The sequence below is a fragment of the Streptomyces sp. NPDC060232 genome (assembly GCF_042726555.1).
GTDB lineage: Bacteria > Actinomycetota > Actinomycetes > Streptomycetales > Streptomycetaceae > Streptomyces.
Map to the genome: position 1 here is coordinate 130,081 of NZ_JBHXAG010000010.1, position 12,610 is coordinate 142,690.

At 72.4% G+C, this 12,610-nt stretch carries 10 protein-coding genes; 5 read left to right on the forward strand and 5 right to left on the reverse strand.

Annotated elements, in window-relative coordinates; genetic code table 11:
- The first annotated feature begins 20 nt into the window (after positions 1 to 20).
- Entirely contained in the window at positions 21 to 971 is a 951-nt protein-coding gene (locus ACFWFZ_RS16935; protein ID WP_387122968.1) for a hypothetical protein, read from the forward strand.
- A gap of 31 nt (positions 972 to 1,002) precedes the next feature.
- Here ACFWFZ_RS16935 and ACFWFZ_RS16940 read toward each other — a convergent pair whose 3' ends face one another.
- Positions 1,003 to 1,434 (reverse strand): Rieske (2Fe-2S) protein, encoded by a 432-nt coding sequence (locus tag ACFWFZ_RS16940; RefSeq protein WP_387122970.1) that lies wholly within the window; start codon positions 1,432 to 1,434, stop codon positions 1,003 to 1,005.
- 88 nt (positions 1,435 to 1,522) lie between these two features.
- Between ACFWFZ_RS16940 and ACFWFZ_RS16945 the strand changes: the two genes are divergently transcribed.
- Positions 1,523 to 2,404 (forward strand): carbohydrate kinase, encoded by an 882-nt coding sequence (locus ACFWFZ_RS16945; protein WP_387122972.1) that lies wholly within the window; start codon positions 1,523 to 1,525, stop codon positions 2,402 to 2,404.
- A 271-nt stretch (positions 2,405 to 2,675) separates the two neighbouring features.
- Here the strand turns inward: ACFWFZ_RS16945 and uvrA are convergent, their stop codons facing one another.
- Entirely contained in the window at positions 2,676 to 5,675 is a 3,000-nt protein-coding gene (gene uvrA, locus ACFWFZ_RS16950; protein ID WP_387122974.1) for an excinuclease ABC subunit UvrA, read from the reverse strand.
- 185 nt (positions 5,676 to 5,860) lie between these two features.
- On the opposite strand from uvrA, the gene ACFWFZ_RS16955 reads away from it, so the two are divergent.
- From ACFWFZ_RS16955 to ACFWFZ_RS16965, 3 genes are all read left to right on the forward strand, one after another.
- Complete coding sequence (locus ACFWFZ_RS16955; RefSeq protein WP_387122976.1) at positions 5,861 to 6,550, forward strand: maleylpyruvate isomerase family mycothiol-dependent enzyme; 690 nt, start codon at positions 5,861 to 5,863, stop codon at positions 6,548 to 6,550.
- A 23-nt stretch (positions 6,551 to 6,573) separates the two neighbouring features.
- Entirely contained in the window at positions 6,574 to 7,230 is a 657-nt protein-coding gene (locus ACFWFZ_RS16960; protein ID WP_030030532.1) for an MBL fold metallo-hydrolase, read from the forward strand.
- Between the two features lie 195 nt (positions 7,231 to 7,425).
- Positions 7,426 to 8,751 carry an MFS transporter gene (locus tag ACFWFZ_RS16965; RefSeq protein ID WP_387123170.1) on the forward strand — a complete coding sequence of 442 codons (1,326 nt, stop codon included), beginning with the start codon at positions 7,426 to 7,428 and terminating at the stop codon, positions 8,749 to 8,751.
- Positions 8,752 to 8,776: 25 nt separating this feature from the next.
- Here ACFWFZ_RS16965 and ACFWFZ_RS16970 read toward each other — a convergent pair whose 3' ends face one another.
- From ACFWFZ_RS16970 to ACFWFZ_RS16980, 3 genes are all read right to left on the reverse strand, one after another.
- A complete protein-coding gene (locus ACFWFZ_RS16970) occupies positions 8,777 to 9,760 on the reverse strand; it encodes a TerC family protein (RefSeq protein ID WP_387122978.1) in 984 nt (327 codons plus the stop codon).
- A gap of 239 nt (positions 9,761 to 9,999) precedes the next feature.
- A complete protein-coding gene (locus tag ACFWFZ_RS16975) occupies positions 10,000 to 11,958 on the reverse strand; it encodes a TerD family protein (RefSeq protein WP_387122980.1) in 1,959 nt (652 codons plus the stop codon).
- Positions 11,959 to 12,020: 62 nt separating this feature from the next.
- Complete coding sequence (locus tag ACFWFZ_RS16980) at positions 12,021 to 12,599, reverse strand: TerD family protein (RefSeq protein ID WP_387122982.1); 579 nt, start codon at positions 12,597 to 12,599, stop codon at positions 12,021 to 12,023.
- Positions 12,600 to 12,610: the final 11 nt, after the last annotated feature.

Sequence of the window (12,610 nt, forward strand, 5' to 3'; positions counted from 1 at the left end):
ACGTTCACAGAGGAGTCGCCATGCGGCCTTCCACGGATCCCGCAGGCATGGCCGAACTGGACCGGCTGTTGCGCGGCGGCCCCTTCCACCTCGCCCTGCGCGCCGCTCTCGCAGCCCGCGGGCTGCCGCTGCAGCGGGTGCAGCACCGGCTCGCGGCGCAGGGCATCAAGGTCGGCGTGACCAGCCTCAGTTACTGGCAGCAGGGCGCCCGCACACCGCGCCGTCCGGAGTCCCTGCGGGCCGTCACCGCCCTGGAGCGGATCCTGGAGCTGCCCGACGGAGCCCTGGTCCGGCTGCTGGCGGCCCCGGTGCCCGGCGCCGGTCCCTCCGGGCCCACCCGGCCCGCCGGGCGCTCCTACCGGGCACTGTTCAGCGGGGGCGGGACGGTGGAGCGGCTGCTCGAAGGGATGGACCTCCCGCCGGACGGCGGGCTGCACTCGCTCGGCCACCACGAGCGGGTCCGCATCGGACCGGCGGGCGAGCTGCGGATCCGCGAGTCGCAGCAGATCGTCCGGGCGCACCGGGACGGTGTCGACCGCTACCTCGCCGTCCACCAAGGAGACCGGGGCTGCGACGTGTCCCGGGTACGCGTGACGGCGTACGAGAACTGCCGTACGGGCCGGGTGCGGGCCCATCCGGAGGCCGGGGTGGTGGTCGCGGAGCTGCTCTTCGACGCCCGGCTGAGACGCGGCGACACCTATGTGTTCGGCTACGGCGTCGAGGACGGCACGGGGCCCCGCAGCGGCGAGTACGTGCGCGGTTTCAGCTACGCGGGCGGCCAGTACGTGCTCCAGGTCCGCTTCGACGAGGCGGCCCTCCCGGTGCGCTGCCGGCGTTTCGCCCGCAGCGGTCCGGACGCCCCGCGCACCGGCCTGGCGGACCTGACACCGAGCGGCCGGCACCGGGCGGTGCACCTGGTGGAGCAGGCGGTGCGGCGCGGGATCCTCGGGATCGCCTGGGACTGGGACTGACGCGTGACGGCCTGCCGGTGCCCGGCGCGGGTCAGCCCGCGACGAGCCTGCCGTTCTCCGCGCGGACCGGCACCTCCGGCAGCGGCCGGTCGGCCGGGCCGCGCAGGACCTTGCCCGTCGACACGTCGAAACGGCTGCCGTGGCAGGGGCAGTTCCCCTCCCCTTCGACGATCTTGTCGAGGACGCAGCCGGCGTGCGTGCACTGGGCGCTGAACGCCTTGTACTGCCCCTCCGCCGGGCAGCTGACGATCAGCTTCCGCTCCCGGTAGAGCTTCGCGCCGCCCACGGGGACGTCGGCCGCGGCGCCCAGCTCGACGGGTGCGGTGGGGGTGGCGGGGGTGTTTCCGCCGCTGTTGGTCTGCGTGGAGCAGGCCGTGAGCGCCGCCCCGGTGCCGGCGGCCCCCGCGAGCGCGGCGGCGCCCTTGAGGACGGTACGGCGGGCGGCGGGCTGCGGCGCGGGCATGCGGTTCTCCTGAGGTGCACGGACGGGGGGTGACGGGCCGGACGGCCCACCCGACGATACCGCCGCCCCATGGAGTACCTTCCTCCGCGTGATCGTCGTCGGCGGAGAAGCCCTCATCGACCTGGTGCCCGCGGCCGGGCCGCCGGGCGCACTGCTGCCCCGGCCGGGCGGCGGCCCGTACAACACCGCGCGCGCCCTCGGGCGCCTCGGCGCCGCGGTCGCCTTCTGCTCCCGGGTCTCGACGGACGGTTTCGGCGAGAGCCTGCTGGCCGGGCTGCGGGCGGCCGGCGTGGACGTGTCGCTGGTGCAGCGCGGGCCGGAGCCGACCACCCTCGCCGTGCCGTCGCTGGCCCCGGACGGCTCGGCCTCGTACGGGTTCTACGTCGAGGGCACCGCGGACCGGCTGTTCACCCTGCCGCCCGCCCTCCCGGCGGGGGTACGAGCCCTCGCGCTCGGCACCTGCTCGCTCGTCCTGGAGCCGGGCGCGAGCGCGTACGAGGCCCTGCTGCGCCGGGAGTCGCGGCGCGGGCTCCTGACCCTGCTGGACCCGAACATCCGGCCGGCGCTGATCGCGGACCCGGAGGGTTACCGCGCGCGCTTCGCCGACCGGCTGCTGCCGTACACGGGCGTGCTGAAGCTGTCGGAGGAGGACGCGGCCTGGCTGGGCGGGCGGGCCGGCGACTGGCTGGCGGCCGGTCCCTCGGCGGTGGTGCTGACCCGTGGGCCGGCGGGCCTGACGGTCTGGACCCGGGAGGGCGCCGAGTACTCGGCCGCGGCCCGACCGGTCGCGGTGGCGGACACGATCGGGGCGGGCGACACCGTCAACGCTGCTCTCCTGCACCGCCTCGCCGCGGCGGCGGGCGGGCCGGTGGACTGGCCGGACGTCCTGGCCTACGCCGCGCACGCGGCGGCCCTGACCTGCACCCGCCCGGGGGCGGAGCCGCCGTACGCGGCGGAACTCGGCGGCTAGGGTCTGTATCGAGTTGCCCCGCGGCGTCGCGACGCCCGGCACGCACTCTCGCCGCACCGGACGCCGCTCCTGACGGGCAAACGTTGCCCGGCGCGGCACCAGCGGCCCTGACGCTGCGGGCCACGGCCGGGGTGCACTCCTCGACCGGCGAGCCTGCCGGGCCCGCCGGGCCCGGCCGACGCCGGTGGGGCTGGCAGAACCAGCCCCACCGGCGCCCACACGTGCGGGGCCGCGGGGGCAGCACCCCCGCAGCGGGGCCGCCGGCGGACGGCTACGCTTTGCGGGTCCGCGTCGCCGTCTTCTTGGCCGCCGTCTTCTTCGCCGGGGCCGCCTTCTTCTCGGCGACCGCCTTCTTCGCCGCGGTCGCCCTCTTGGCCGGGGCCTTCTTCGCCGCGGCCCGCACCGGGGAGGCCCCGGCGTCGGAGACCCGGTCCGCGCCCAGGATGTCCCGCAGGAACTTGCCCGTGTGGCTCGCACCCACCGAGGCCACCTGCTCGGGCGTACCCTCGGCCACCACCAGGCCGCCGCCGTAACCGCCTTCGGGGCCCATGTCGATGACCCAGTCCGCGGTCTTGATGACGTCCAGGTTGTGCTCGATGACGATCACCGAGTTGCCCTTGTCGACCAGCCCCGACAGCACCTTGATCAGCTTCGAGATGTCCTCGAAGTGCAGGCCCGTCGTCGGCTCGTCCAGCACGTACACCGTCCGGCCCGTGGAGCGCTTCTGCAGCTCGGAGGCCAGCTTCACGCGCTGCGCCTCACCGCCCGACAGCGTCGGCGCGGACTGGCCGAGGCGGACGTAGCCCAGTCCGACCTCGTTCAGCGTCTTGAGGTGCCGCGCGATCGTCGGAACCGCTTCGAAGAAGCCCAGCGCCTCCTCGATCGGCATGTTCAGGACTTCCGCGATGGACTTGCCCTTGTAGTGGACCTCCAGCGTCTCCCGGTTGTACCGGTCGCCGTGGCAGACCTCGCACGGGACGTAGACGTCCGGCAGGAAGTTCATCTCGATCTTGATCGTGCCGTCGCCGGAGCAGTTCTCGCACCGGCCGCCCTTGACGTTGAAGGAGAAGCGGCCCGGCAGGTAGCCGCGCACCTTCGCCTCCATCGTCTCGGCGAAGAGCTTGCGCACGTGGTCGAAGACGCCGGTGTACGTCGCCGGGTTCGACCGGGGCGTCCGGCCGATGGGCGACTGGTCCACGTGGACCACCTTGTCGACGAGGTCGTCCCCCTCCACACGGGTGTGGCGGCCCGGCACCGAGCGGGCGCCGTTGAGTTCGCGCGCCAGGTGGGTGTAGAGGATGTCGTTGACCAGGGTCGACTTTCCGGAGCCCGAGACACCGGTCACGGCCGTGAGCACACCCAGCGGGAAGGACACGTCGATGTCCCGCAGGTTGTTCTCCTTGGCTCCGTGGACGGTCAGCCTGCGCTCGCCGTTCACGGGTCGGCGGATGTCCGGGATCTCGATGGACCTCTTGCCCGACAGGTACTGCCCGGTCATCGACTCGGTGTTCTTCAGCAGCTCCTTGAGGGAACCGCTGTGGACCACCTTGCCGCCGTGCTCGCCCGCGCCCGGACCGATGTCCACGACCCAGTCGGCCACCTTGATGGTGTCCTCGTCGTGCTCGACCACGATGAGGGTGTTGCCCATGTCCCGCAGCCGCACCAGCGTCTCGATCAGCCGGTGGTTGTCGCGCTGGTGCAGTCCGATGGAGGGCTCGTCCAGTACGTAGAGCACGCCGACGAGGCCGGAGCCGATCTGCGTGGCGAGCCGGATGCGCTGGGCCTCACCGCCCGACAGGGTGCCGGCGGCCCGGTTGAGGGAGAGGTAGTCCAGACCGACGTCCACGAGGAAGCGGAGCCGCTCGTTGACCTCCTTCAGCACCCGCTCGGCGATCTTCTTGTCGCGGGCGTCGAGGCGCATCCGCCCCAGGAAGTCCGCGCACTCGCTGATCGACATGGCCGCGACCTCGGCGATGGACTTCTCCATCACCGTCACGGCGAGCACGATCGGCTTGAGGCGGGTGCCCTGACAGGTGGGGCAGGGCACCTCGCGCATGTAGCCCTCGAAGCGCTCGCGGCTGGCGTCGCTCTCGGACTCCGAGTGCCGCCGCTTCACGAACGGCACGGCGCCCTCGAAGGCCGTCGTGTATGCCCTCTCGCGCCCGTAGCGGTTGCGGTAGCGGACCTCGATCTGCGTCCGGTGGCCGTAGAGCAGGGCCTTCTTCGCGCGCACCGGCAGCCCGGCCCACGGGATGTCCGTGCGGAAGCCCAGCTCCCCGGCCAGCGCGCCGATCAGCCGCTGGAAGTAGTCCTTGGTGTGGCCGAGCGACCACGGCGAGACCGCGCCCTCGTCGAGGGACTTGTCCTCGTCGGGAACGATCAGCTCCGGGTCCACCTCCATGCGCGTGCCGATGCCGGTGCACTCGGGGCAGGCGCCGAAGGGCGAGTTGAAGGAGAAGGAGCGCGGCTCCAGCTCCTCGAAGGACAGGTCGTCGTACGGGCAGTAGAGGTGCTCGGAATACATCCGCTCACGCTCGGGGTCGTCCTCGGCGAGGTCGACGAAGTCCAGGATCACCATGCCGCCGGAGAGGCCGAGGGCCGTCTCCACGGAGTCGGTGAGCCGGCGCTTGGCGCTGTCCTTGACGGTGAGGCGGTCGATGACCACCTCGATCGTGTGCTTCTCCTGCTTCTTCAGGGTCGGCGGCTCGGAGAGCTGGATGGTCTGCCCGTCCACCCGCGCCCGGCTGTAGCCCTTGGTCTGGAGGTCGGCGAAGAGGTCGACGAACTCGCCCTTGCGCTCGCGCACCAGCGGCGAGAGCACCTGGAAGCGGCTGCCCTCGGGGAGCGCGAGCACCTTGTCCACGATGGCCTGCGGCGACTGGCGCGAGATGGGCCGGCGGCACTCGGGGCAGTGCGGCTTGCCGATGCGGGCGAAGAGGAGGCGCAGGTAGTCGTAGACCTCGGTGATGGTGCCCACGGTCGAGCGCGGGTTACGCGAGGTGGACTTCTGGTCGATCGAGACGGCCGGGGAGAGGCCCTCGATGAAGTCGACGTCGGGCTTGTCCATCTGCCCGAGGAACTGACGGGCGTACGACGAGAGCGACTCGACGTAGCGGCGCTGACCTTCGGCGAAGATCGTGTCGAAGGCCAGGGAGGACTTGCCCGACCCGGAGAGTCCGGTGAAGACGATGAGAGAGTCGCGGGGCAGGTCGAGCGAGACGTTCTTGAGGTTGTGCTCGCGAGCGCCACGAACGATGAGACGGTCGGTCACGCCGGTCCGCACCTTTCTTGAGAGAGCGGGGGGCACGGCCCCCGTCCCAGGGTATGGGGGGCGCCTCTGCGCGGAGATGGAGTCTGGACTTCGAGCGTATAGCACGCACATTCGATTTACGGCACTCCGCAGACCTCATCACCCGATCGTGTGGCCGCCGCCCCCGAGCCACTAGGCTCGAAGTCATGACTGATCATGTGCACGACCTGCGATCTGTACGTGAAGCCACGGACCGGCTGCTGACCGCGGTCGCGAAACTGGACAACGCCGCCCTGTCCGAGGAGTCACACCTCCCGGGCTGGACCCGGGGCCACATCCTGGCCCACCTCGCGCGCAACGCCGACGCCCTCCTGAACGTCTTCGAGGTCCGCCCCATGTACGAGAGCGGCGAGGCGCGTGACGCGGACATCGCACGCGACGCCGGCCGACCCCTGGAAGAACACCTGGCGGACCTCCGTGATTCCGCGGCCCGCTTCCTCGCCACCACCGAGCACGACCAGGACTGGTCCCGCACCGTCGAGCTGCGGGGCGGCGTCACGGACCTCGCGGCGAACGTGCCCTTCCGCCGCTGGGTCGAGGTGGATCTGCACCACGTCGACCTGAACATCGGCTACGAGCTCTCCGACCTCCCGGAGGAGTTCACCGACCGCGAGATCGCCTTCCTCGCCGACCGCTGGTCCGGGCGCCCGGAGGTGCCCGCGACGGCACTGGCCACCGCCGACGGGCGCACCTGGCGGACCGGCTCCGCCGGGGACCCGGCCGTGACCGTCTCCGGCTCCCCCGCCGCACTGCTCGCCTGGCTCGCCGGCCGCGGCGACAAGGGCGCCTCCCTGACCACCACGGGCGGCCCGCTCCCCGAGCTCCCGCCGTTGTAGGAAGACACCTCTAGGATCACCACATGACGTACACCGGAGAGGTCAAGGTCGGCGGTCCGGCCGACGTGCACGAGCTCGCGGACCTGATGATTTCCAAGGTCGCGGTGGGTTCGATGAACAACAACGCCTACCTGCTGCGCTGCCGGGCCACCGACGAGCAGCTGCTCATCGACGCGGCCGCCGAACCGCAGACGCTGCTGAACCTGATCGGCGACGACGGCATCGCCTCCGTCGTCACCACCCACCGGCACGGCGACCACTGGGGCGCGCTCGCGGAGGTCGTGGCGGCCACCGGAGCGAGGACCTACGCGGGCGCCCTCGACGCCGAGGGCATCCCGGTCGCGACCGACGTCCCGGTCGCGGACGGGGACACCGTGCGCGTCGGGCGGGTCGAGCTGACCGCACGGCACCTGGTCGGCCACACCCCCGGCTCGATCGCGCTGGTCTACGACGACCCGCACGGCCACGCGCACGTGTTCACCGGCGACTGCCTGTTCCCGGGCGGCGTCGGCAACACCCACGACGACCCGGAGGCCTTCAAGAGCCTTCTCGACGACGTCCAGCACAAGCTCTTCGAGCAGCTGCCGGACGAGACCTGGGTCTACCCCGGCCACGGCAACGACACCACGCTCGGCGCGGAGCGTCCGCACCTGGCGGAGTGGCGCGAGCGCGGCTGGTAGGGACCGCAACGCGTCAACTTTCCGACGCGGAGCACTCCTTCCGGTCGTTGACGGCCGAACTCATGTCCCGGCGGACGGGGAGGCGGTATCTGGTGCGGCATGCAACAGGACCCCTCCCCGCCCCCCGCCCCCGCCGCCACGCCCGATTCGGCCCCGCCGGCCGCTGACGACGGCGGCCCCGCCCGGCGGCCCGGCATGCTGCGGCTCGCCTCAGCCGCGCTCGCCGGGACCGCCATCGAGTTCTACGACTTCTTCGTCTACGGCACGGCCGCGGCGCTCGTCCTCGGGCCGCTCTTCTTCCCGTCCTTCTCCCCGCTCGCCGGGACCCTCGCCGCCTTCGGCACCTTCGGCGTCGGCTTCCTCGCCCGTCCGCTGGGGTCCGCCCTCTTCGGCCACATCGGCGACCGGTACGGCCGGCGCCCGGTCCTGCTGGCCTCCCTGCTGCTCACCGGCCTCGCCACGGTCGCCGTCGGCTGCGTACCGGCGTACGGGACCATCGGCATCGCCGCGCCGGTGCTGCTGCTCCTGCTGCGCTTCCTCCAGGGCCTCGGGCTCGGCGGGGAGTGGGGCGGGGCGGTGCTGCTGACCGCCGAGCACGCGCCGGAGCGGCGGCGCGGACTGTGGGCGAGCTTCCCGCAGATCGGCCCTGCGGTGGGATTCCTGCTGGCCAACGGCCTGATGCTGGGGCTGTCCGCCTCGCTGACCGACGCCCAGTTCACCTCCTGGGGGTGGCGGGTGCCGTTCTGGGCGGCCGGGCTGCTGGCCCTGGCCGGGCTGTGGCTGCGCCGCTCGGTGGAGGAGACCCCGCAGTTCCGCGCGCTCGCGGCGACCGGACGGCGGGCCGAAGCCCCGCTCGCCGAGGTGCTGCGGGGCCACTGGCGGCTGCTCCTGCTGACCGGCGGAGCCCTCGCGGTCGGCTACGCCGTCTTCTACGCGGTCACCACCTGGTCCCTCGCCTACGCCACCGAGCACCTCTCGGTGAGCCGTACGACGATGCTGGCCTGCATCATGGCGGCCGTCGCGTTCAAGGGACTGATGACGCCGCTGATGGCGGTGCTCGGCGACCGCTACGGGCGGCGGCCGCTGTGCCTGGCCGGGTGCGCGGCCAGCGCCGTGTGGATGTTCCCGCTGGTGGCGCTGATGCGGACGGCCGACCCGCTGCTGATGACGCTGGGCTTCGCGGTGGCGCTGCTGGGCATGGTGACGATGTTCGCGGTGGTGGGCGCGTACCTGCCGGAGCTGTACGCCCCGCGGATCCGCTGCACGGGTGCGGCCGTCGGCTACAACCTGGGCGGAGTGCTGGGCGGGGCGCTGACCCCGATCGTGGCGACGGCGCTGGCGGACGGCTCCGGTCCGCCGTGGGGCGTCGCGGCGTACCTCACCGGGATCGCCCTGGTCAGCCTCGCCTGCTTCGCGCTGCTGCCGGAGACCAGCCCGCTGGTGGTGCGGAAGCGGACGGGCGCGGGCTTCGGCGAGGTGGAGACGCAAGCGGGGGCGGCCGCTTCGGCCGCCCCCGTGTAGGCCGCGGAGAGGTCCGCGGCCCGGATCAGGCGTCGATGCTCTCGGTGCGGGCGGCGGGCTCGGCCGCCGCCCGCTTCTTCGAGGCGATCAGGCTGGTGATGGTGGTGATGACCAGGACACCGCAGATGACGCCGAGGGAGACGGGGATCGAGATCTCCGGGACGTGCACGCCGGACTCGTGCAGGGCGTGCAGCACGAGCTTGACGCCGATGAAGCCGAGGATGATCGACAGGCCGTAGCTGAGGTGGACCAGCTTCTCCAGCAGGCCGCCGATGAGGAAGTACAGCTGGCGCAGGCCCATCAGCGCGAAGGCGTTGGCCGTGAAGACGATGTACGGGTCCTGGGTGAGGCCGAAGATGGCGGGGATCGAGTCCAGCGCGAACAGCACGTCGGTGGTGCCGATGGCGAGCATGACGATCATCAGCGGCGTCAGCACGCGCTTGCCGTTGTTGACGATGAAGAGCTTGGTGCCGTGGTACCGGTCGGCGACGCCGAACTTCTTCTCGACGGACTTGAGGAGGCGGTTCTCCTCGAACTCGTCCTCGTCCTCGTCCTTGCGGGCCTCCTGGATCAGCTTCCAGGCGGTGTAGATCAGGAACGCGCCGAAGATGTAGAAGACCCAGCTGAAGCTGGCGATGATCGCGGCGCCGGCGGCGATGAAGACCGCGCGCAGGACGAGCGCGATCAGCACGCCCACGAGCAGCACCCGCTGCTGGAGGTGGGAGGGCACCGCGAACTTCGCCATGATCAGGACGAAGACGAAGAGGTTGTCGACGCTCAGGGACTTCTCGGTGATGAAGCCCGCGAAGAACTCCTGCGACGCCTGCGGGGTCCCGAAGAACCACAGGCCGAGGCCGAAGAGTGCGGCGAGGACGATCCAGACGACCGTCCAGGTGCCGGCTTCCTTGATCGACACGTCGTGGGGCTTGCGGCCGATGAGGAAATCGACCGCGATGAGCAGGGACAGACCGAGAATGGTCGCGACCCAAAGGGCCCAGGAAACTTCCATGGTGAACATGCCTCCGGCGGATGGCTCAGCACTTCGTCAGCGTCATCGCTGCCGGAGGTCTCTTCCACCCGGGCGGCCTGGAGGCCGTGGGCCGACGCCCCGGGACCTGCACCGCGCTCGTGGTGCGCGGTGGTCCGTATTGACGGGTACGCCGTAGCAAGAAAGCAGGAATACTCCCCTCCGCGCTGACGAGCCTACCCGCCGAAGGCGGTAAAGGTAAAGGGAATGCCAAAGAACGGTCACGGACGGGTAGTGCGCCGGGCCTCCGCCACCCGGTCGAGTGCCTGGTCGAGGACCCTGCTGCCCTGCGGCGGGAGGTTCGGTTCGAAGGTCCAGGCGTGCTGCACCCACGGGTCGGCGAGGTGGTTGTCCGGGACCGGCGACAGCCGCATCAGGGAGCGCCACAGCGGGTCCAGCAGCGGCCCGTAGGCGGAGGCCTCGTCGCGGTCCGCGACCATCAGCAGGTGCACACCGACCGCCGCCCCCTCGTCGGCGAGGTAGCGCAGCTGGGTCACGGCCCGGTCGTCGAAGCCGTGCGGGAAGTCGTGCACGATGAGCAGCTGCTCGGCCGTGTCCACGTCCGGCGGCAGGTCCTCGGGGGCCCCGGCCCGCAGCGCCATCTGTACGAGGTCCACCCGCCGGGTCAGCGCGGCCAGCGTCCGGGTGACTCCGGCGGCGCCGGCGGCGGGCGGCGCTGCGAGCACCCCGGCCCGTACCAGGGGTGCCAGGGAGGCGGCGCCTGCCCCGGCCGCGTCGATGACGTGGACGCAGAACCGGTCGGCGGGGTGGACCGCGAGCAGCCGTGCCGCGTGGGCGACGGCCATGTCCATGGCGGCCCGGCGCAGCCGGTCGGTGTCCATGGCCATCGCGGCCTCGGAACCGGTACGGCCGTTGTCGATCCACAGTCCGCGCTCCAGCGGGAGCCGGACCAGCATGGGGATGCGCAGGTCGGGCCGCTCGGGCAGGTGCAGGTCGCCCAGGCGCAGGGCCAGCGGGCCCTCCTCGGGCGTGCGGTGGCCCTGCCAGACCGGGTTGTCCCAGCGGGCGTACGAGGCCGGCAGCGCGGGCTCGACGACCTCCGACTCGGCGATCAGCTGGACGAGGTCCCGGTCGAGGACGGCCTGGGCCTGGGCGACCAGTTCCTCGCGGCGGGCCCGGGCGGTGTCGCGGGCGGCGTTGCCGGAGCCGCCGAGGCGGTGGCGCGGGTCCGAGAGGGCTTCGTCGAGCTCGCGGTCCATGCGGGAGTCGGCGAACTCCACGGCGCTGCGGTAGGCGGCGACCGTGCGGGCCAGGTCCTCGAACATGCCCCAGACCTGGTTGTAGAGCCGTTCGTCCATGGACCAGCCGCTGGCGTCGCCCGCGACCGGCCGCGGGGGCTGCCCGGGTTCCGCCGCGCCGGCGGGCCGCGGGGCCGGCTCGGGCGGCTCGCTGCTGGTGCGGCGGCGGCGCGGGTGGCTGTAGCTGATCGTGGGAGGGGATCCGTCGCCGGCGGGCGCGGGGCCGGGCGCTGCGGCGTACGGGCTGCCGGACACCGGGATCGGGTCCGGGGGCTCCGGGGTGGGCGCGGGCGCCTGAGCCGGGGTCTGCGGGGCGCGCAGGTCGCCGACGAGGGTGGGCACGGACGCGAGCGTCGCGTCGGTCTCCTTCTCCGGCGCGGCGGTGCGCAGCGCGGCGGCGGCCAGCTCCCCGGCGGCCGGTGCGGGCAGTCCGCCGTCGGCGAGCAGCGCGCCGAGGCCGTCGGCGTAGCCCTGGCCGACGGCACGGACCTTCCAGGAGCCCTGGCGCCGGTAGAGCTCCAGGGCGATCACGGCGCTCTCGGCGTCCAGCCCGGTCAGGGTGTAGCCGGCGATCTCGGTGCCGCCGTCGGGGGCGGCCACGGCCACGTGGGAGGCCGGGACCGCGCCGAAGCGGACCGGGCCGCCGGGCGGGAGGACGAGCAGCACGCCGACACGGTGGACGTCCGCCGCGACGGCGTCGAGGTCCACGGCGAAGGTGTGCCGGTCGGCGAGTTCCGCCGGCGCCTGGACGCCGGGGAGGGACCTGGCACCCGGGTGGGCCAGGACCTCGCTGCCGGAGAGCCGGCCCTGTTCGTCGGCGAGCGAGGCCAGGGCCAGCACGGGCGTACCCGCCGAGACCCTGATCTCCACCCGGCTCTGGGACACGGGGTGGTTCTGCCCCCGGACCAGTTCGGCCGTCATCGTGCAGCCCCTCCCCCGTGCCTTCTTCTCTTCTTCCGGTACTGCTACAGGTTCCGGTACTGCTACAGGTGCGGCAGGATCGCCGGCATCAGGTCCTGGAAGGTCCGGCCGTTGGCCGGGTTGCCCAGGGCCGTCATCTGCCAGCCGGAACCCGCGCGGGACACCTTCGCCATGATCTGCGCGGTGTACGCGCCGCCGCCGTCGAGGGTGTAGCGGGCCAGTTCCTGGCCGTTGGTCTCGTCGACGATGCGGCAGAAGGCGTTCTGCACCTCCTCGAACGTCTGGCCGGTGAAGGAGTTCACCGTGAAGACGATCTGGTCGATGTGGACCGGCACGCGCTGGAGGTCGACGAGGATCGCCTCGTCGTCCCCGCCCTGGCCGACGCCGCCGACGAGGTTGTCGCCGGTGTGGCGCACCGAGCCGTCGTCGCTCTGCAGGTGGCGGAAGAAGACCACGTCGACCGGCTGCTTGTCGGCGAAGAGCACCGCCGACGCGTCGAGGTCGATCTCCCGCGTCCGGGAGCCGAACAGTCCGCGGCGCTTCGCCGCCTGCCAGCCCAGGCCCATCCGGACCGCCGTCAGCGTCCCTCCGTCCGACTTCTGCAGACTGATGGCCTGACCCTTGGTCATGTTGACCGTCACGCGCGTCCCCT